This is a genomic window from Acidovorax sp. HMWF029 (assembly GCF_003060895.1).
Taxonomy (GTDB): Bacteria; Pseudomonadota; Gammaproteobacteria; order Burkholderiales; family Burkholderiaceae_C; genus Acidovorax.
In genome coordinates, this window is record NZ_QAIH01000066.1 from 1 (window position 1) to 20,661 (window position 20,661).

Consider the following 20,661-nt stretch of genomic DNA (forward strand, 5'->3'; position numbering starts at 1 on the left):
GAACGTGGTGCTGCTGGCCGCCGACACGCGCCGCGCCTGGCTGCGCGCCGTGGCGGCCGAACAGGTGGCCGCCACGCACGGCCGCATGGTGGAAGCCGCCGAGGCCGGTGCCGAACTGGCCCGCCGCATGGTGCAGGTGGGCAACTGGAGCCGCCTGCAACAGGCCCGCGAGCAGGCCACGCTGCACGAGGCCCGCAGCCAACACGCCCGCGCCCGCCTGGCAGCCGCCACCGCGCGCGAGGAACTCCACCGCCGCATGGGCCTGTGGGGCGTGCAAACGCAGTACCGGTTGGCTGCCCAGTTGCCACCGCTGCCCACCAGCGCCCAGCCTGCAGACAGCATCGAAGCCACCGCGCTGCGCGAGCGCCTGGATGTGCAAGCGGCACGCCGCCAGCTCGACACCCAGGCCACCCGCCAGGGCTGGAGCCGCGCAGGCGCTGTGTTTGGCGACATCGGTCTGGCCTACAGCCGCAATACCAGCACCGAACGCGACACGGGGCACACCGATGTGAAGCGAGGCTGGGAGCTAGAGCTGCCCCTGCCCCTGTTCGACTGGGGCGGCGCCGCAAGCACACGCGCGCAGGCCGAGGTAGAACAAAGTGCCGCTCAACTGCAGGACACCGCCGTGCGCGCCCGCAGCGAGGTGCGCAGCGCCTGGCTCACCTACCGCACCGCCCTGGACCTGGCGCGCCAGCAGCAGGCCGAGGTCGTGCCCCTGCGCCAGTTCATCAGCGACGAAACCACCCTGCGCTACAACGGCATGCTGGCCAGCGTGTGGGACATGCTGACCGAAGCGCGCAACAGCACGCAGGCCGTGGCCAATGCCATCGAAGCGCAGCGCGACTTCTGGCTGGCCGAGACAGACCTGCAACTTGCACTCACCGGCACGTCACCTGGCACATCGCCTGGCGCCCTGCAGGGCCTCACCTCCAGCGCCGCCGCCTCCACCACCCCACAAGGCCACTGAACCATGAACCGCCGCAATTTCTTCTCCGGCGCCGCCACGGCAGTGGCCGCAGCCTCCGTCAGCCGCGTAGCCCTGGCCGCACTGCCCGAGCCTGCGATGCAATCCAGCGCCGACACCGCGCCGCCGCTGCACCCGCCCACGGGCCGGCCTTACCACCCCGTGGTCACCCTGAATGGCTGGACCGCCCCCTGGCGCATGAACGCAGGCGTCAAGGAGTTCCACCTGGTGGCCGAGCCGGTGGTGCGCGAGGTGGCGCCCGGCTTCATGGTCAACATGTGGGGCTACAACGGCCAAAGCCCCGGCCCCACCATCGAGGTGGTCGAGGGTGATCGCGTGCGCATCTTCGTCACCAACCGCCTGCCCGAGCACACGACCATCCATTGGCACGGCCAGCGCCTGCCCAATGGCATGGACGGCGTGGGCGGGCTCAACCAGCCGGGCATCGCACCCGGCAAGACCTTCGTCTACGAGTTCACGGCGCGCCGCCCGGGCACCTTCATGTACCACCCGCATGCCGACGAGATGGTGCAGATGGCGATGGGCATGATGGGTCTGTGGATCACCCACCCGAAGGCCGCGCACCCGCACATCTCCAAGGTGCAGCGCGACTACGCCTTCTTGCTCAACGCCTTCGATGTGGAGCCCGGCAGCATGACCCCCAAGGTCAACACCATGCTGGACCACAACATCTGGTGCTGGAACAGCCGCGTTTTCCCCGCCATCAGCCCGCTGGTGGCGCGCCAGGGCGAGCGTGTGCGCATCCGCGTAGGCAACCTCACCATGACCAACCACCCCATCCACATCCACGGCCATGAGTTCGAGGTGACCGGCACCGATGGCGGCCCTGTGCCCAAAAGCGCGCGCTGGCCCGAGGTGACCACCGACGTGGCCGTGGGCCAGATGCGGCAGATCGAGCTGATTGCCGACGAACCCGGCGACTGGGCCCTGCACTGCCACAAGAGCCACCACACCATGGGCGCCATGGGGCACGACGTGCCCACCATGATCGGCGTGGACCACCGGGGCCTGGTCGGCAAGATCCAGAAGATCGTGCCCGACTACATGGTGATGGGCGAGCGCGGCATGGCCGACATGGGTGCCATGGAGATGCCGCTGCCAGACAACACCTTCCCCATGATGACCGGCACCGGCCCCTATGGCCCGCTGGAGATGGGCGGCATGTTCACCACCTTCAAGGTGCGCGCGGGGCTGGCGGCAGGCGACTACCGCGACCCCGGCGACTACCCCCAGCCAGCGGGCACGCAAGCCTACGAATGGCAGGGCGCACCGGCCAGCACACCCCGCCCCGCGCGCACCACCACGCCAGGCACCGCCCCCGGCGCGGCCAGCGCCCGCAAACCCGCCGCCAGCGGTCACCAACACTGAGACTGGACACACCATGGACACTATTAAATTGATAGCTATTTGCGCTTTACTAGCGGGCGGAAACGCCTCTTTTAGTCATGAAAACATGCCCCATCACAACCGCAATGCCCCGGTGGTGAAGGAACAAAAGCCATGGGGCATAGCAGGCGACACCCAGGCCGTGGCCCGCACCATCACCATCCGCATGACGGACAACATGCGCTTCACGCCCCGCCACATCGAAGTGCGTGAGGGCGAGACCGTGCGGCTGCGCGCAGAGAACAAGGGCCAGGTGCTGCACGAGATCGTGATCGGCACCAAGGCCGAGCTGGACGCGCACGCCGAGATGATGGTCAAGCACCCCGGCATGGAACACGACGAGCCCTACATGGCCCATGTGGGCGCGGGCAAGAAGGGCGACATCGTGTGGCAGTTCAACCGCGCGGGCCAGTTCGACTTTGCCTGCCTGATCGCGGGCCACTACCAGGCGGGCATGACGGGCACCATCACCGTGCTGCCGCGCAAGCCATGAGCCGCAACCCGACTTTTTGGAGCCCCATCATGACGCAACCCTCAGCCTACCGCGCCCAGCCCAGCCGCCGCCAATGGCTTGCCACCGCCCTGCCCCTCGCAGGCGCGGGCCTGGCCATCGCCCTGCTGCCCACCGCCACACGGGCAGCAACGCCCACGCCCGTCGAGGTCTGGAAAGACCCGAACTGCGGGTGCTGCCAGGACTGGGTGGACCACATGCAGGCCAACGGCTTTGCCGTGAAAGTGCACGACACCGGCAACAACGCGGTGCGCGCCCGCCTGGGCCTGCATCAAAAGCTGGGGTCGTGCCACACCGCGCTGGTGGGCGGCTACCTGATTGAAGGCCATGTGCCCGCCAGTGACGTGCGCAAGCTGCTGCAGCAAAAGCCCAAGGCGCTGGGCCTGGCGGTGCCCGGCATGCCTGTGGGCTCGCCGGGCATGGACGGCGCCGTGTATGGCGACCGGCGCGACCCCTACGACGTGCTGCTGGTGGCCCACGACGGCAGCACCCGCGTGTTCAACAGCTACAACAAGAAGGCATCGACATGAAGAAGGCGTTCCTCTCTATCCCGCTGGCGGCCAGCCTGGTCCTGCTGGCCGCAGGGCCCGCACTGGCGCAAGCCCCAGCCGCAACGGCGTCGGACAGCCACAGCAGCCACCATGCCGCCCCACCCACACCGCAGGGCACGGAGCTGAGCGAAGGCGAAATCACCCGCTGGGACCCGCGCACCCTGCGCGTCACACTGAAGCACGGCGAGATCAAGAACCTGGAGATGCCGCCCATGACCATGGTGTTTCGCGTGGCGGACGCCAGTGTGGTGGGCGACTTGAAGCCGGGAGACAAGGTGCGCTTTCGGGCCGAACATGTCAGCGGTGCCTACCACGTCCAGCGGATCGAGAAAGCGCCCTGAAGCGCTCCACGCGCCGCACTGGGGCGGTGATGCTTCGCAAGTGCCGCACGGCGCCTGGGCTCCATAATCCACGGCCATGAGTTCCTCCATCACACTGGCTGGCAACGCTGGCAGCATCACCCGCGTGGCCGGCATCGAGGTCGGCCACTTCACCGAAACCCGCCGCCCCACGGGCTGCACCGTCATCATCACCCGCGAAGGCGCCGTGGCCGGCGTGGATGTGCGCGGCGCCGCGCCCGGCACGCGCGAGACGGACCTGCTCCACCCCTCCAACCTGGTGGACCAGGTACACGCCATCATGCTGGCTGGCGGCAGCGCCTGGGGGCTGGACGCTGCCACTGGCGCCGTGCGCTGGCTGGAAGAGCGCAACATCGGCTTCGACGTGGCCGTGGGCCGCCTGCCCATCGTGCCTGCCGCCGTGCTGTTTGACTTGCTGGTGGGCGACATGCGCGTGCGCCCCGATGCCGCTGCGGGCTATGCCGCGTGCAATGCAGCATCCACCGCCGACCCGGCCGAAGGCAATGTGGGCGCAGGCACGGGTGCAGCGCTGGGCAAGATCTTCGGCATCCAGCGGGCTATGAAGGGCGGCATCGGCACCGCGTCCGTCACCGTGGACGGCGTCACGGTGGGCGCCCTCATCGCCTGCAACGCGCTGGGCGATGTGATCGACCCCGACACCGCGCAAGTGATCGCCGGGGCCCGCACCGACGACGGCCTGCGCCTGCGCGATACGCGCCGCGCCCTGCTGCGCGGCGACCCGCCCCAGCCCCTGCTTGCAGGTACCAACACCACCATCGGCGTGGTCGCCACCGATGCCGTCATCACCAAGGTGCAGGCCCACCGCCTGGCCGTGGCCGCACACGATGGCCTGGCGCGCAGCATCAACCCCGTGCACACCATGTCGGATGGCGACACGCTCTTCAGCCTGGGCACTGGCCGCGCGGGCAAGAGCCTGGGCATGATGGTGATGGCCACGATGGCTGCAGAGGCCACGGCCATGGCCACGGCGCGGGCGGCACGGGCTGCGCGCGCCATCACCACCGCAGAGGGGCTTTATTTGCCGTCAGCGGCAGACCTGGCATAGGCCACGCCACCCAGGCCCGGCGACGCCGCCGTGGGCAGGCGCCTGCGGGCCGAACGGCGGATCAGCCACAGCACCACGCCCGTCACGCTCAGCACCGTCACAGCCACGCCCAGCAGCGTGACCACCACGCGGCCCGGCACCCCTGCAATGCGCCCGGAGTGCAGCGGAAACTGCAGCCGCATGAACAGATCCCCCGCCGAGCCTTCGCCCGGCACCCGCTGGCCCACCAGGGCACCCGTGTCGCCATCAAAGTACAGGCGCGGCGGCCCCAGGCCAGGGCGGCTGATGCCGGGCACATAAAAGTCCACCCCGTACAGGCCAAACGCAGCGCGGTAGCTGAGGAAACCCGGCGGGTCGCTCCAGCCCCTGCGCAAACCTTCGGTGCGGGCTGCTTGCACAATGGCCTCGCGCCCGACAGCCGGGGGCTGCGCGCTCTGCTGCGCACTGCGGCGCGGGCGCTCGTCAAAGGGGCTCGGGCTGGTGCGGGAGAACAGGTTGACCACCGGCTCCATCACTTCGTCATGCAGATTCATGGCCACCGAGGTAACAGCCAGCACCAGCATCAGAGCCCACGTCCACACACCGCCCGAGCGGTGCAGGTCAAAGTTGAGAACCTGGCTGCCGCGCGACCAGCGAAACGACAGGGATTTGCGCCACGCCGCCCAGCGGGGGAACGACAGCCACAGCGCGATGAAGCAGTCCAGCGTCCACAGCAGCGCCACCGCGCCCAGGAACCACACGCCCCAGTCCACCCCCCAGGCGCGCGGCAGGAACAGCGTGTGGTGCAGCTTGTAGAGAAACGGGACGATGTCCTCCCGCGCGAGCGAGGCCCTGCCCCACAGGCGCTTGCCCTGCACCGCCGCCGTGGCCGGGTGCAAGGCCATCTGGTCGAAATCCAGTGGATAGGGCTGGCTTGTGGCGGGGTCCAGGCGCGGCTCGACCATGACCACCAGCGTCTGGCCCGCAGGCGCGGCCAGCGGCAGGTAGCTCACGCGCAACTGCGGGTGCGTGGCCTCCACGCGCCGCGCGATCTCGGTGGCAGGCAGCGCATCGCCAGCGAAGGGGGCCACCCGGTGAAACGTGGGATTGAGCCAGCGGTCCAGCTCATGCTCCCACGCGATAACGGAGCCCGTGAGCACCGCGACGGCCAGGAACACCGCCATGAACAGGCCGGCCCAGCGGTGCAGATGTACCAGCAGCTTGCGCATTGGGTTGTCAGATGGAGGTCGAACCCGCCCGAGGCCTGCGCGCTGGGCGAGGCCCACGCCAGCGACCGCCGCGCAAGGGCCGCCCCGCCGCGCTGGCGGTGTCCCCCTTCCCGAATGGCACAGCCATTCGAGAGAAGGGGGAAGGCGCGAAGCGACTCAGAGGGATGCTTTAGAACCTGTACGCAGCCGCCACGCGCACTTCGCGCCCAAAGCCCAGGGCGCAGAACTGCGCCCCACCCCGGAAGGTGTTGCACTGGGTCTTGTAGCGTTTGTCTGCCAGGTTGCTCACGTTGAATGACAGGCGCCAGGCCCCGATGTCGTAGGCCGCCATGGCATCGAACAGGGTGTAGCTGTCGTTCATGGGCAGCGGACCAGCGGCCACACGCAGTTCGCCCGGTGTGGCACTGATGTGCCGCGCGCCCAGCGCCAGTTGCAGCGGGCCACGCTGGTACTTGCCCCACAGCGACGCGACATGCTCGGGCGTGGCACCGGGGCGTTCGCCCACTTCCAGCGGGTTGTTGCTGCGCGTGACCTTGGCGTTCAGGTAGGTGTAGGCGCCAATCACCGAGAAGCCGCCGCCCACATCGCCCGATCCCTGCAGCTCCAGCCCCCGGCTGCGCACTTCGCCGGTCTGCACGTCAAAGCGCGGATTGATGGTGGACGGCGTGCGCACATTGCGCTTGCGCAGGTCGAACACGGCGGCGCTCAGGGTGTAGCCCGCGTTGGCAGGTGCGTAGCGCACCCCCACCTCGGCCTGCTTGGCGGTTTCGGGTTCGTAGGGGTTGCCGTTGGCATCCACCGCCGTCACTGTGGTGAGCGGCGGCTGGAAAGCGGTGTTGAAGCTCACGTACGGCGCCAGCCCGTTGGGTGCCAGGTAGACGGCCCCGGCGCGGCCTGTGAAGGCGTTGTCGCGCCGGTCCACCAGGGTGGTGGTGAAGGCGCTGCTGGCCGTCAGCCGCGCGTCGTAGGCCGTGTCGATGTGCGCTGTGTCGTAGCGCCCCCGAGGCTGAACACCCAGCGCTCGCCCAGCTTGATCTGGTCCTGCAGGTACAGGCCCACCTGCGTGTTGCGGGCCAGGGCGCGGTCGCTCAAAAAGTTGTTGCCCCAGTCTGGCTGCACATAGACGGGATTCACGAGGTCGATCGGGGCCACAGACCCGTTGAGTGAATGGATGCGCCAGTCGAGCTTGGAGTGGTAGTAGTCGAGCCCCGCCAGCATCTGGTGCGATACCTCGCCGCTTTTCCAATGCGCCTCCAGGTGGGTATCCACCACCAGGGTTTTCTCGGCGTCGGGCCGCAGCATGGCCAGGCGTGCCATGCTGCGCTGGTCGGCCAGCAGCCCCCGGTTGCGCATCTCCAGGCGATGGTTGCTGCCGTCCAGATAGCGCAGGTTGTGGCGCAGCGTGAGGGCATCGCTGAAGCTGTGTTCGAGCAGATAACCCAGCGAAACCGCGCGCTTGTGGTGGCCCGAGCCGGGGCCGTTCACGTTGATGCTCTCATGGGAGGGGCCTGCGGGCGTGTTGCGGTAGTAGGGAATGACATAGCCCGTGTCATCGTCCTGGTAGTGCGCCAGCAGCGTGAGGGTGGTGCGGTCGCCCAGCAGCGTGAGTGCGGGCGCCACGTAGGTGCGGTCGGCGCGCAGGCCATCCCACTGCGTTCCCGCCTCCCGTTTGAGCAGGGTGAGGCGGCCCAGCAGCGTGCCTTGCTCGTTGAGCGCGCCACCGATGTCGGCAGTGATCTGGCGGCGGTCGTGGCTGCCCAGCTCCACCCCGACTTCGCGCTGCATGTCGGCACGGGGGCGCTTGGTCACCGCGTTGATCAACCCGCCGGGCGCCGACTGGCCGTACAGCACCGAGGCCGGGCCATGCACCACCTCCAGCCGCTCCAGCCCGTAGGGCTCCAGGTTGGTCATGAAGCCGTTGTGGATGAGGCGCATGCCGTCGCGGTACAGGCCCGTGCCGGTGAGGTAGAAGCCGCGAACCGACACATCGTCGTCGGTGATGCCATAGTCCGCCGGGCGCACGCCTGCGCTGTAGCGCACGGCCTCGGCCACGCTGGAGATGGCCTGGTCCCGGATCTGCTCTGCGCCGATGGTGGAGACCTGCTGCGGAGTCTCCAGCACCGGAACGTCCATCTTGGTGGCGCTGGCACTGCGGGTGGCGCGGTAGCCTGCCACCGGGCCGGTGGCGGCCTCGCGCTCGGCGGTCACACGCACGGTGGGCAGTGGGGTGTCTGTGGCGGCGGGGCTGCGCACCGCATTAGCCGGTGTCGCGACAGCGGTACGGCGCAGCATGTAGCCGCCGTCAGCGCGCGCGATAGCCTCCAGGCCCGTGCCCCGCAACAGGCGGGCGAAACCCTCCGGCACCGACACACTGCCCTGCAAGCCGCCGCTGCTCAGGCCTTCGGTCAAGGCTGGCTCGAACGATAGCGTGACGCCTGCCGCGCCCGCAAAACGCGACAGTACGGCGCCCAATGGACCGGCAGAAATGTCATAGGCCCGCGCCACCGCCGGGGCAACCGCCCCGACCTGGGCCAGGGCCTGGGGGATGGTGGCAGCCAGGGCCACCCCCAGGCACAGCGCCTGGATGGCGCCCGCGACAGGGGTGGTGAACACGATGGGTGTGCGGGCCAGCAGCGGCTTATGGTGCGAAAGGTGTGGACGGTGCGCCATGCGCGGTCTCCTCAGGGCAGTGGTGTCGGTAAAAAAGAGAAGCGAAAAAAGAACGTTCCACCCCTTGCCGGACATGCACGCAAAAAGGGACACGCCACCCGCGCTGGGCACCCACTTTTTTTGCAGCGGCCTGCTCGCACAGGCGGCGCGCAACCGGAGCACAAGAGCCTCACACCAAAATTGCTACAAATTTAATAGCTATTAGCGCTTGATGGATAAGCGCTGGAGGCCAAAAAAACATCAATCTCTGACAAACACCCCTCACCCCGGCAGCAGCGTGACCCAGTACCGTGTGCGTGACAACACCTGCACAGGAAGGGTGGCCGCCACCATGGCCAGCGCCTGGTCGGTGTTGCGCAACTGGAAGGCGCCAGAAATCCGCAGCCCGGCCACGGCGGGATCGCAGTGCAGCAGGCCGGGGCGGTAACGGGAGAGCTCGCGGGCAAAAGCGTCCAGGCGCAGGTTGTCGGCATACAACACGCCCTGCGCCCAGGCCAACGCCTGCTCGCCCAGTGGCAACGGCACCGACACCGCCGTGGCCGTGTAGTGGCACTGCGCCCCCGCACGCAGCACGCGCGCAAGCCCCTGCCGCGGCGCGACCTCCACCGTCCCGTGGGCCACAGCCACGCGGGTTTCCCCCGCCTCCCCCAGCCGCACGGCGAACCGGGTACCAACCTTGGCACCCTGCGGGTGACCCAGGGCGCGCAACACACCCTGCGGTGTCTCCACCTGAAAGCTGCGCGCACCGGTGAGGTGGGCGCCAGACACATCGGGTGCCGTGGTGACGAGCATCTCACCCGCATGCAGACGCACCCTGGGCTGCGGCACATCCCAGGCCACATCCACCGCCGTGGCCGTGTTCAGCAGCAATTGCGAACCATCGGCCAACTGCACGGTGCGCTGCTCACCGGTGGCCGTGCGGTGCTCTGCCGCCCAGGGCTGCCACGGCAGGTGCCGCCATCCCAGGTAGGCCGTGGCGGGCGCTACGCCCACAACGGCCAGGACGCGCAGTGCAGCACGCCGGTTAACGCCCCGGTGGGCCCGGTTGAGCACCGGCAGGCCCAGACCAACGGGCACAGCGCCCAAGGTGCGAGACAGCCGTTCGGCGCGCTGCCAGGCCTGTTCGTGCGCAGCATCCTGGGCGCGCCATCGGGCCAGGGCATGCCAGTCCTCGGGCCCCGCGTCACTGGAATGCAGCCGCACCAGCCACTGTGCCGCTTCTCGCAGCACCGCGCGACCGGGTTCGCCGGCCACTGCCGGGTCGTGCGCGACACGGCTCATACCATGGCCACCAGGCAGCACTCAAAGCCCTGCGCCATGTAGCGCTTGACGGTGCGTTCGCTCACCCCCAGCTCCTGGGCAATGGCGGCATAAGACATGCCTTCAAGCTGCGACAGCAAGAATGCATGGCGGGCCTTCGGAGCCAAGCCGTCGAGCAGCGCATCGATTTCATGCAGTGCCTGCAGCGCCAGCGCACGCTCCTCAGGCGACGGCGCCAGGGGCTCTGGCATCAGCGCCAGGGCCTCGCGGTACGCCTGCTCCAGCGCGCGGCGGCGCCACAGATCGGCGAGCAGGCCCTTGGCAATCGTGGTGAGGTAGGCACGTGGCTCACGCAGCCCGTGCAGCGCCTGGGGCCGCAGCAGCACCCGCAAAAAAGTGTCCTGCGCGAGGTCTGCCGCCTCGTCGCCACACCCCAGTCGGCGATGGAGCCACGCCCGCAGCCAGCCATGGTGGTGGCTGTACAGCGTGTGGGCATCATGGGCCTGGCTGGTGTCGGCGGCGAACATGCAGTGGCAGGAAAAATGCGCCATTGTAATTGATAATAATTCTCAATATCAAACGTACCCCTGCAAACCGACACGCAGACGCCTGATCACATCGGGGTCGCGCAAGGAGTGCCAAAAACAGTCTTGAGAGCGGCACAATCTCCGCTTGCCGCACGGCACTGTTCACCCCGACAGTGCACCGCAGCGGCGTCCCCTCGGCATCCCAAAGGAGAATCCATGAGAGACCCTGCCCATCGGCGCCATGCATGGCTGTTGTGCCTGCCGTTGCTCATTAGCGCCCAGACGGTACAGGCACAGGACCAGCTGGTGGACCTGCAATCCAGCGGCGGCTACACCTCCTACCGCTTGGCGGACGATGTGACCCAGGTGGACCTGGTAGAACAAACCCAGGGCGCCTGCCGCTTTAACCGCACCTGGGGCTATGACCTCACCAACCGCGAGCTGTGGACCAACGGAGGCTGCGGCGGGCGCTTCAAGGTCACGCGCAGCTACGCCTCCGGCCACAACAATGGCTCCAACGCCGGAGCCGCTGTGGCAGCGGTGGCAGCCATCGCAGGCATTGCATTGCTGGCCAACCACAACCGGCACGACAACGACCGGCGCCCCGAGTACCCGGATTACCCCCACCAAGGCAGCGACTGGGGGCGCGAGGTCCGCGTGGACGGCCGACTGTGCCTGGACGTGCGGGGTGGCAAGTTCCAGCCAGGCACCACACTGCAGGTTTACGAATGCAACGGCACCGCGTCCCAGCGGTTCGCTGTAGGGCGCGGCGGCGAGATCCGGGTGCGCGATCTATGCGTGGACGTGGACCGTGGTGACCCACGCGATGGCGCGCGGGTGGTACTGTGGTCCTGCTCGGGCTCGCGCAGCCAAAGCTGGTCCACCCGGGGTGGCCAGATTGTGAGCCAGCTCACCGGCAAATGCCTGGACGTGGAGGATGGTCGGGTCCGCCAGGGCGCACACACCATGGTCTGGCCGTGTAACCGCAGCCCTAGCCAGCGCTGGTGGTGGTAAGGAGTGCGTGATGACAAGAAAGACCATTCACAACATCTGCACAGCCACCTGCGCTCTGGCCTTGCTGGCCGCTGTCCCGGTAGTCCACTCCGCCGACACCCCCGCGACATCACCCACAACTTCAGCCCGGCCGGCGCAAGCGGGCCCCAAAAAGGCGGCCAAGCCACTGGCCGATCGCCTCCAGGCCATTTGTTCGTCGGCCGACCTCAACCACGATGGAAACGTGTCGCTGGACGAGTTCCACCAAGACATCGTGCAGAGCTGGCACAGTCTGGGGCCCGATGCACAGGGTTACGTCCACCTGTCTCAACTGGGCCAGGTACCCCGCGTCGGTAAGGGCGCACTGCGGCAACTGGCTGCAGCCGACAAGGATGCGGATGGCAAGCTGTCTTTCTCGGAAGTGGTACAGGCCCGCATGGCCTACTTCGAGGACGCTGACGGCAATCAGGATGACCTCTTGTCCCTGCAGGAGTGCATCGCCTACGAGCGCCAGCGGCGGCAGCAACCGCGGTAAACCGTGAACAGGGGGGCTGTCTGATTTCTTTCAGCCCCTTGCACCGCGCAGCCCTGCTTGTGTACTGGGGGTTTTTAGGCCGCGCGGGTTTACGCCCCCAGTGATCCTAGGCCCCGGATAATCCACGGGGCCGCCGACCAGACCTTATGCCGGTGGGGACCGGGGGCGTCCTTGCGGACTTGGCTCCTGTAGGACTCCGCCCTCGCCCCCCGGCGTTATCGTGACCTTCACCCCCTATCCCATGTCCCAGGCCTTTCGCAACACCCTGCTTTCCTTGCGCGATCTGATCCTATCCGCGGGTCCGCTCGCTTTTCTGGCGGTGGGACTGCTGGTGCTGGCGTACTGGTGGCTCAACCCCAATCCACCCAAAACCGTGACCCTGGCAACAGGACCCGCGCAAAGCGCGTACGAAGAATTCGGCAAGCGCTACCAGAAGGCAATTGCAATGGACGGCATCGAGGTGGTGTTGGTGCCAAGCGAGGGCTCATCGCATAACCTTCAACTTCTGCGCGAAGGCAGGGTGGATGTGGCATTTGTTCAGGGCGGTACTGCTGAACTCCTACCCGGCGACTCCGACGAGCTGGTCTCGATGGGTAACCTTTTTGTCGAGCCCATATGGCTGTTTTACCGCACCGACACAGCGCAACGCATGTACAACACTCCCCGGCTGGATGGGCTGAGGCAGCTGCGTGGCCTGCATGTGAACGTGGGCTCGCAGGGCAGTGGCGTGCCCACGCTGATGGAGCGCCTGCTGGAGGCCAACAAGGTCGAGCGTGGGGCGGTCAAGCTATCGCGCCTGGAGCAGACCCCAGCCATCGTGGACTTCCTGGCGGGTAAGCTGGACGCGCTGGTGTTTGCATCGGCACCCGAATCCCTTATGGTGCAGATGCTGCTGCAAACCCCCGGCGTGCAGTTGCTGGACTTCGCACAGCACGAGGCCTATGCACGGCGCTTTCCGTTCCTGACGCCAGTCACTCTACCGCGCGGCGTGGTGGACCTGGCCAGCAACGTGCCAGCGAGAGACGTGCGGTTAGTGGCGTCCACAACCTCACTGCTGGCCCGTGAGGGCACCCACCCGGCTTTGCTTACGCTGTTTGCGCAAAACGCCCAGAAGCTGCATGGCGGCGCAGGCTGGTTCAACCGTGCACGCGAGTTCCCCAACGCGCGCAACAGCGAGCTCCCCGTGGCCAAGGAGGCTGATCGCGCTATGAACGAGGCCGTGCCCATGCTGCAGCGCTACTTGCCATTCTGGATTGCCAATTTGATCGAGCGCATGTGGCTTGTGCTGGGTATTTTGTTGGCGATCATGCTGCCGTTGTCGCGCATCGTGCCGCCGCTGTACCAGTTCCGCGTGCGTTCACGCGTGTTCCGGTGGTATGGCCGCCTGCGTGAGATCGAGAACGAACTGGAAGCCGGAAAAACCGACACAGCCGAGTTGCTCAAGGCGCTGAGCGCACTGGAAGCACAGGCCGCAAAAGTGAGCGTGCCCCTCTCCTATGCCGACGAGCTGTATGCCTTGCGCAACCACATTCACCTGGTCCGCAAAAAGCTCATTCGAGCATCGGAAGGGGGAGACTCCAACCCCACTCCATAGGCAACGGCCCCCTGAACGCCAAAAACGCGCGGGAGGCTCAGCGGCTCTTGGAAGACTTGGAGCCAGATGAGGGCAAGAGGGGTGCCGACTTGGACAATGGCGCCATCTTGGAGCTGGACGATGGCTGCACGCCAGAGACCCGGCCATCGGATGTCCTGCGCTCTGCGCCTGCTGCCCCACCAGCATCGACCGAACGACCGGTCCCCTTGGGCGACGGCGCTGGCACCACGCGCAGCGCACCCTCCTGGGCCAGCTTGTCCCGCATTCTCCGTGTCATTGACTGGGTGCTGGCATCTGGGGCTGTGAACAAGAATAGCGTGCCATGGGGGCTAGCCCAAGTAAGCTGCGTGCGTACCACACGCCCATTGGTCAACAGTTCAACCCACGCACCAATCACAAAATCGGCGTAAGGGTCCGGCGCCTCTGCGGGCGATGCGCTTTTACCCTCAGACTCTTCGGGCGCTGCGAGCGGCGCTTCGTCAGCACTTGCCTCGGAAGGAAGCTCCATCACGGGCTCTGGCGCTACAACGGGCGCGGGCTTTTCAAAGGCCTCCTGGTGCAAGCCCACCAAACGCTGCAGCAATGCGCTAGTCTGGACCGCCGGGTAGTTGATGGTCTTGAGCCCCTTGCGCAGCTTGGCTAGCAGCCCAGGAATGGATTCATTGAGCCGATCCGGCTCTTGACGCGTCAAATTCGGCTGTGCACTCCAGAGCAGCACAGGCACTAGCGCCAGGTAGCCACCCGGGTCCTCCTTGCCCCCATCGCCGTTCATCACCTGGGCAAGTGCAATCACGTCGGCCCAGGGACCTGCGGCGAAATCGAGAATGTCGGCGGGCACCTGTTCCAAGTCAGGCAGCTTACGGATGTCGGCCGCCACCTTTTCAGCCAAAAGCTCCCGCTGCTCGGCATGCAAGCGGGCTTTTTCCTCCGCCTCCTGCTCCGCCTTGATTTTCTGCTCCTGCTTGTCCCAGGCAGACTGCAGAGCCTTGAGCACGGTATCGAAAGGACCAGCGTCTTTGATTTCGTTTGTAGACAGGTGCTCAATAGCTTCCGTCACCACGCGCATGAAACGACTGAATCCCTGGTCTGTTTCGGCGGTAAAGGCAAGGCTGCGCTGGGTCAGTTCATCGAGCAGGCGGCGTGCGGGATGGGTACCGTCGGTAAAAAAACGCCCATCGTGGTGCACCAGTTGCTTGAGCGCGGGCTCCAGACTCTTGACCGCCAACTGGACCGGGGGCAGCAAACGCGCATCCTGCGCGATGTTCGCCATCATGCGTCCCACCACCTCCACGGCCATTGCGGTGGACTGCGTCGCACCCTCCATAGGCATGGAGGCATAAACTACTGGCGCCACGCCCGGGCCCCGCCATCCAGCCAAAGGCACCGGCGATGATCCCCCCTGGCTGGTAACAGCGCCACCTGCCAGACGTCCCACCAGCCGCTCCAGCTGGGCCATATCTTCGATCGCCTCGGCAGCCGCTCCTGAAGGGTAATACGCACCGGACAGAGAAGACTGCCCGCTGGCAGCACCCGCACGGGGATCCACCCACCCTGGCTGCCCTGCAACAGGTTGCGCAACCAAGGCCCCATAAGCAGGAGGGGCAAACGGATCACCACCAGCCAGCATCTGGCGCAGGATACCCACGGTGAGCAGGGCTTCTTCAGCAGCATCGACCGCCACCGAGATGGGCGCTTGCTGAGAGTCCCCACTCCACCCCGTGGATGGCCCCGCGCCCCGGCCGTAGCCGGTGTTGCCGTAGTCGCCCATGGGAGCATTCATTGAATGGCCGTAACCCGAGTACCCGGTGCCATAGCCAGTTCCAGACCCTCCATAGCCCTGTCCGTAGCCTGTACCCGAACCGCTGTTGCGGCTGCCGCCGCCCGAAGGCGTGCCCAGGACGGCATAGCCTACGGGCTGGACTCCATGCTCACGCAGGCTCTTGGCTGTGTTTTTGTATTCCTCTACAAGCAACTTGCCCAGCAAGTCCCGCATGTGCTGCATCCAGAGCTGCCGGACTTCGGGGGACACGCCCGTATCACTGACCACACGCTGCAGGGCCCGTATATAACTTTCGGGGCGCAACGGATTGCGCTCTGGCTGCACACTGCGCAACCCCTGCGCAGCGCTTACCAGGGTGTTGAGTTCGGCCAGCACGGCATCCGTGGCATGCAAGGCCGATTGCTGGGCCTTGGATAACTCCACCTGCGCCAGCATCTCGTTATCGTCCATGAGAGACAACTCACCGAAATCCATGCCGGTGTCGTCTGCCGGGCTGCGCCCCTTGGTAACAGCAGGCCCTTCTGCAAAGATTTCCAGCAAGGCCATGGGATAACCCTTGAGCAGTGCAGCCTCATGCTGGTTGAGGTAGCGCAGGCTGTCGCTGATCAGGTTGCGCTGCTGAATGCCCGCACTGCCCGTCTCTTCCTCCGCCAAGGCCCTTTGTGTGACCTTGATCAGCGTCTGCATCAATGCTTCGCCTCCGCGCACAGCGTTGACGACACAGGCACGAAACACGGTTCTCGTACGAGAAGCAGACTGGGACATGGTGGGGAGGATTCGGCGAACAGGTTTCCGGTTGCAATCCTACTTGACCTGAAGGCTTCATCCAGGTCTTCGAACCGCCTACCGGCGGCTTATTTCAGTGCTTTGTAACGCATCCGCTTGGGTTTGGCACCCTCCTCACCCAGACGCTTCTTCTTGTCGGCCTCGTACTCTTGGTAATTGCCGTCAAAGAACGTCCATTGGCTGTCTCCCTCAGCCGCCAGAATGTGAGTGGCGATGCGGTCCAGGAACCAGCGATCGTGGCTGATTACCAACACTGTGCCAGCGTACTCCAGCAGCGCGTCTTCCAGGGCACGCAGGGTTTCCACGTCAAGGTCGTTTGAAGGCTCGTCCAGCAGCAGCACATTGCCACCCGCGATCAGCGTCTTGGCTAGGTGCAAGCGGCCCCGCTCACCACCCGAAAGCATGCCCACTTTTTTCTGCTGGTCGCCGCCATTGAAGTTGAAGCGGCCGCAATAGGCGCGGCTGGCCATCTGGAACTTACCGATATTGATCATGTCCAGCCCGCCGGAAACGTCTTCCCACACGGTCTTGTCGTCCGACAGGGCATCACGGTGCTGGTCCACGAAGGCCATCTTCACCGTGGCGCCGATCACCACTTCGCCGCTGTCGGGCTGCTCGCGACCCGCGATCAGCTTGAACAGCGTCGATTTACCAGCACCGTTCGGGCCGATGATGCCGACAATGGCACCAGCCGGGATGGTCATGGACAGGTTGTCGATGAGCACGCGGTCGCCGAAGGACTTGGTGACGTTATGGAATTCGATGACCTGGGTTCCCAGGCGGTCGGCCACAGGAATGAAAATTTCCTGCGTTTCGTTGCGCTTCTGGTACTCGTAGTCACTCAGTTCTTCGAAGCGGGCAATACGCGCCTTGCTCTTGGCCTGACGGCCCTTGGCGTTCTGGCGCACCCACTCCAGCTCCTTCTTCAGAGCCTTGGCGCGGGCTTCCTCACCCTTTTGCTCAGACTCCAGGCGGGACTGCTTCTGGTCCAGCCAGGTGCTGTAGTTGCCTTTGTAGGGAATGCCGTAGCCACGGTCCAGTTCCAGAATCCACTCGGCAGCGTTGTCCAGGAAGTAGCGATCATGAGTAATAGCCACCACGGTGCCCGGGAAGCGGTGCAGGAACTGCTCGAGCCAGTCCACGGACTCGGCGTCCAAGTGGTTGGTGGGTTCGTCGAGCAGCAGCATGTCGGGCTTGGACAGCAGCAGGCGGCAAAGCGCGATGCGGCGCTTTTCGCCGCCGGACAGCAGGCCGACCTTGGCCTCCCACGGGGGCAGGCGCAGCGCGTCTGCCGCGATCTCGAGCTGGTGCTCTGAGTCGGTGCCAGCGGTGGCGATCACGGCCTCCAGGCGAGCCTGCTCTGCGGCCAGGGCATCGAAGTCGGCATCGGGCTCGGCATAGGCGGCGTACACCTCTTCGAGCTTGGCTTTGGCGGCAAACACCTCGCCCATAGCCTCTTCAACACTCTCCCGCACCGTGTGTTCCGGGTTGAGTTGCGGCTCCTGGGGCAGGTAGCCGATCTTGATCCCTGGCATGGGGATGGCTTCGCCTTCGATTTCCTTGTCCACCCCAGCCATGATCTTGAGCAAGGTGGACTTACCCGAGCCGTTCAGGCCCAGCACGCCGATCTTGGCGCCGGGGAAGAAGCTCAGGGAGATGTCTTTCAAGATCTGCCGCTTGGGCGGCACGGTCTTGGAGACGCGGTTCATCGAGTAAACGTATTGGGCCATTGGGTTCTAACCTGGGGAATGGGGCAGAAGAATTTCTGCGTTCAGGTGCCGATTATCGGGCCATGCGACAATATGTTCCGCGACGAGCTCCAGTTGCCCGCCGCATCAGCACACTGCTGGGGACGAAAGAAGCACCCTGCTTCCTGGCTCCCAATTCTGAACCTCATCGGCTTGAGACTGGCTCGGCAACCCCCGGTTGCACGACAGGCCGATACCCAGCGCCCCGGACGGGCGCACCCAAAGACATGACATTTGACGAATTGAACCTGGCTCCTGCCATCCTGAAGGCCGTGCACGAAACGGGCTACGAGACCCCCACGCCTATTCAGGCCCAGGCCATTCCCGCTGTTCTTGAAGGGCACGACCTTCTGGCCGGCGCCCAGACCGGCACTGGCAAGACCGCAGCGTTCACCCTGCCCATGCTGCACCGCCTCTCACAAGGCACGGCCCCCAAGAACAAGTTCGGAGGCAAGGGCATCCGCGCACTGGTGCTGACCCCCACCCGTGAGCTGGCCGCCCAGGTGGAAGAGTCCGTGCGCGAATACGGCAAATACCTCGATATCAACTCCACTGTCGTTTTTGGCGGCGTGGGCATGAACCCGCAGATCGACCGCATCAAGCGCGGCGTGGACCTTCTGGTGGCCACCCCAGGCCGCCTGCTGGACCTTCAGCAGCAAGGCTTCATGGATCTCTCCACCGTGGAAGTGCTGGTGCTCGACGAAGCCGACCGCATGCTGGACATGGGCTTCATCCATGACGTGAAGAAGGTGCTGGCCCTGGTGCCCAAGGACAAGCAGAGCCTGCTGTTCTCCGCCACCTTCAGCGATGAAATCCGCGACTTGGCCAACACCCTGCTCAAAAACCCGCAAAGCATCCAGGTCACGCCTCGCAACACCACTGTGCAGCGCATCACCCAGGTGATCCACCCCGTGGGCCGTGGCAAGAAGAAGCAGGTGCTGCTGCACATCATTCAGCAGCACAACTGGAGTCAGGTGTTGGTGTTCACCCGCACCAAATTCGGCGCCAACAACGTGGCAGAGTTTCTGACCAAGAACGGCGTCTCGGCCATGGCTTTGCACGGCAACAAGAGCCAGAGCGCCCGCACGCAAGCCCTTGCAGGCTTTAAGAGCGGCGACATCCGCGCGCTGGTGGCGACAGACATTGCAGCACGCGGCATCGACATCGACGACCTGCCACACGTGGTGAACTACGAAATCCCGAACGTGTCGGAAGACTACGTGCACCGCATTGGCCGCACAGGCCGCGCGGGTGCAACGGGTGAAGCCGTGAGCCTGGTCTGCATGGACGAAGAAGGCTTCATGATGGAGATTGAGCGCTTCACCAAGCAGCAAATCCCTGTGCAGGTCATCGAAGGCTTTGGTCCCGATGCAGGTGAAAAGGCAGAGCCTATTGCCATGGGCCGCCAGACCATCTGGGGCGGCGCAGGCAAGCCCCCGAGCCGTGATGTGATGCAGGCAGCCGCCAAGGCTGCCCGCAGCGAAATGATGGAACGCATTCGCACCAACAAGGCCGGCCAGGGCGCTGGCAACGGCGGCGGCGAGCGCGGCCCCCGCCCTGCCGGTGGTGGCAATGGCGGCGGTGGCCGTGGCGGGCGCGCCGGTGGCGGTGCTGCAGCGAATGGCGGCGGCAATGGCCCGCGTGGCGGCCGTGCCGGTGGTGGTGGCCAGGGTGGCGGCGCACGCGCCGGTGGCCAGGCCCCTGCACGCGGTCGCTCCGGTGGCGGTGGTTACGAGGGTGGCGGCGGCGGTAATCGCTATGACGACTCGCAACCCCCACGCGCCAATGCCCACCTGGGCACACACTCGGGCCACAGCAACCCAGGCAACCGCCACTCGGGCCATTCGGCAGGCGGACAGCCTGACCCGATGCGTACCAGCGTAGACAGCATGGGCGGCGGAGGTCGCCGTGGTGGCGGCGGTTATCGTGGCGGCAACGGTGGAGGTAGCGGCTATGGCGGCGGCAATTCTGGTGGCCGGGGCAACGGGCCTCGTGGGTCGGGCGGTCCTCGCGGCTCTTTTAACCGCTGACACAATCCAGTCGAGGGGCCACGCAGCGGCGCAAGTGGCCGCTGCAGGCACCTCGCCGCCTGTTTCAACAGACTCCCCGGGCGCAGCCACCATCCATGTGCTGCATGCCCGGGACCGGCGCCCTCCGGCGCTGGCCCATCCTCGGCTGCAACTACACGCGGTCGATTTTTCAGACCTGCCCGCATTGCCTGCGGTGAACGATGTCTACATCACCCTGGGCACCACCATGGCGGCGGCGGGCAGCCAGAGCGCTTTTCGCAAGGTGGACTATGACGCGGTGATGGCTACAGCCCAGGCCGCGCGTGCAGCAGGCGCAAGCCGCTGCGGCGTGGTGACCGCCATGGGAGCCAATGTGCACTCGCGCACCTTCTACAACCGCGTCAAGGGCGAGGTCGAGCGCGACCTGCAGGCCCTGGGCTTTGCCACCCTGGTCATCGCCCGCCCCTCTCTGATGATCGGCAAGCGCCAGGCTTTGCAGCAGGCCGCACGCCCGGCCGAATCCCTCTCGATCCAGCTCTTCAAATGGCTGGACCCGCTCATTCCTGACAACTACCGCGCCCGCCCCGGCACCGATGTGGGGCGTGCGCTGGTCCATGCCGTACAGTCAGGCCCACCCGGGTTGCAGCTGCTGTCGGGGCGCGCGCTGCAGCCGCCTTGACGCCCGCCCAGCCC

16 protein-coding genes and 1 pseudogene are annotated in these 20,661 nt (G+C 66.0%); 11 read left to right on the forward strand and 6 right to left on the reverse strand.

Features of this window, described 5'->3' with window-relative positions; genetic code table 11:
- The 6 genes from DBR12_RS04015 to DBR12_RS04040 all read left to right on the forward strand — a co-directional run.
- Nucleotides 1-967, forward strand: a 967-nt coding sequence (locus DBR12_RS04015; protein WP_108616070.1) for a TolC family protein, incomplete at its 5' end; no start/stop codon positions are given.
- 3 nt (nt 968-970) lie between these two features.
- Complete coding sequence (locus tag DBR12_RS04020; protein WP_108616071.1) at nt 971-2,353, forward strand: multicopper oxidase family protein; 1,383 nt, start codon at nt 971-973, stop codon at nt 2,351-2,353.
- A gap of 13 nt (nt 2,354-2,366) precedes the next feature.
- Nucleotides 2,367-2,864 carry a plastocyanin/azurin family copper-binding protein gene (locus DBR12_RS04025; RefSeq protein WP_108616072.1) on the forward strand — a complete coding sequence of 166 codons (498 nt, stop codon included), beginning with the start codon at nt 2,367-2,369 and terminating at the stop codon, nt 2,862-2,864.
- A gap of 29 nt (nt 2,865-2,893) precedes the next feature.
- On the forward strand, nt 2,894-3,412 hold the full coding sequence (locus DBR12_RS04030; protein ID WP_108616085.1) for a DUF411 domain-containing protein: 519 nt from the start codon (nt 2,894-2,896) through the stop codon (nt 3,410-3,412).
- A complete protein-coding gene (locus DBR12_RS04035) occupies nt 3,409-3,774 on the forward strand; it encodes a copper-binding protein (RefSeq protein ID WP_108616073.1) in 366 nt (121 codons plus the stop codon). Before DBR12_RS04030 ends, DBR12_RS04035 begins: the two co-directional genes overlap by 4 nt.
- Before the next feature lie 76 nt (nt 3,775-3,850).
- The gene (locus tag DBR12_RS04040; RefSeq protein ID WP_108616074.1) at nt 3,851-4,858 is read left to right on the forward strand and encodes a P1 family peptidase; all 1,008 of its coding nucleotides are present in this window, start codon (nt 3,851-3,853) and stop codon (nt 4,856-4,858) included.
- Here DBR12_RS04040 and DBR12_RS04045 read toward each other — a convergent pair.
- The 4 genes and pseudogenes from DBR12_RS04045 to DBR12_RS04065 form a co-directional block, all read right to left on the reverse strand.
- Nucleotides 4,828-6,066 (reverse strand): PepSY domain-containing protein, encoded by a 1,239-nt coding sequence (locus DBR12_RS04045; RefSeq protein WP_108616075.1) that lies wholly within the window; start codon nt 6,064-6,066, stop codon nt 4,828-4,830. The genes DBR12_RS04040 and DBR12_RS04045 overlap by 31 nt on opposite strands.
- A 169-nt stretch (nt 6,067-6,235) precedes the next feature.
- Nucleotides 6,236-8,811 (reverse strand): annotated as a pseudogene (locus tag DBR12_RS04055) (TonB-dependent siderophore receptor).
- 186 nt (nt 8,812-8,997) lie between these two features.
- The gene (locus DBR12_RS04060) at nt 8,998-10,017 is read right to left on the reverse strand and encodes a FecR domain-containing protein (RefSeq protein WP_108616076.1); all 1,020 of its coding nucleotides are present in this window, start codon (nt 10,015-10,017) and stop codon (nt 8,998-9,000) included.
- Nucleotides 10,014-10,523 (reverse strand): sigma-70 family RNA polymerase sigma factor, encoded by a 510-nt coding sequence (locus DBR12_RS04065; protein ID WP_108616077.1) that lies wholly within the window; start codon nt 10,521-10,523, stop codon nt 10,014-10,016. Before DBR12_RS04065 ends, DBR12_RS04060 begins: the two co-directional genes overlap by 4 nt.
- A 216-nt stretch (nt 10,524-10,739) precedes the next feature.
- On the opposite strand from DBR12_RS04065, the gene DBR12_RS04070 reads away from it, so the two are divergent.
- The 3 genes from DBR12_RS04070 to DBR12_RS04080 all read left to right on the forward strand — a co-directional run bounded on the left by DBR12_RS04070 (nt 10,740) and on the right by DBR12_RS04080 (nt 13,645).
- On the forward strand, nt 10,740-11,537 hold the full coding sequence (locus DBR12_RS04070; RefSeq protein WP_108616078.1) for a lectin: 798 nt from the start codon (nt 10,740-10,742) through the stop codon (nt 11,535-11,537).
- 10 nt (nt 11,538-11,547) lie between these two features.
- Nucleotides 11,548-12,051 (forward strand): hypothetical protein, encoded by a 504-nt coding sequence (locus DBR12_RS04075; protein WP_108616079.1) that lies wholly within the window; start codon nt 11,548-11,550, stop codon nt 12,049-12,051.
- A 241-nt stretch (nt 12,052-12,292) separates the two neighbouring features.
- Nucleotides 12,293-13,645 carry a TAXI family TRAP transporter solute-binding subunit gene (locus tag DBR12_RS04080; protein ID WP_108616080.1) on the forward strand — a complete coding sequence of 451 codons (1,353 nt, stop codon included), beginning with the start codon at nt 12,293-12,295 and terminating at the stop codon, nt 13,643-13,645.
- Between the two features lie 37 nt (nt 13,646-13,682).
- Here the strand turns inward: DBR12_RS04080 and DBR12_RS04085 are convergent, their stop codons facing one another.
- Together DBR12_RS04085 and ettA are read right to left on the reverse strand one after the other, a co-directional pair.
- Complete coding sequence (locus tag DBR12_RS04085) at nt 13,683-16,190, reverse strand: DUF1631 family protein (protein ID WP_108616081.1); 2,508 nt, start codon at nt 16,188-16,190, stop codon at nt 13,683-13,685.
- Nucleotides 16,191-16,279: 89 nt separating this feature from the next.
- The gene (ettA, locus tag DBR12_RS04090) at nt 16,280-17,941 is read right to left on the reverse strand and encodes an energy-dependent translational throttle protein EttA (RefSeq protein ID WP_108616082.1); all 1,662 of its coding nucleotides are present in this window, start codon (nt 17,939-17,941) and stop codon (nt 16,280-16,282) included.
- Nucleotides 17,942-18,186: 245 nt separating this feature from the next.
- Here ettA and DBR12_RS04095 point away from each other — a divergent pair, with 245 nt between their 5' ends.
- The gene (locus DBR12_RS04095) at nt 18,187-19,989 is read left to right on the forward strand and encodes a DEAD/DEAH box helicase (RefSeq protein WP_108616083.1); all 1,803 of its coding nucleotides are present in this window, start codon (nt 18,187-18,189) and stop codon (nt 19,987-19,989) included.
- A 34-nt stretch (nt 19,990-20,023) separates the two neighbouring features.
- Nucleotides 20,024-20,647 (forward strand): nucleoside-diphosphate sugar epimerase, encoded by a 624-nt coding sequence (locus DBR12_RS04100; RefSeq protein WP_233244292.1) that lies wholly within the window; start codon nt 20,024-20,026, stop codon nt 20,645-20,647.
- Nucleotides 20,648-20,661: the final 14 nt, after the last annotated feature.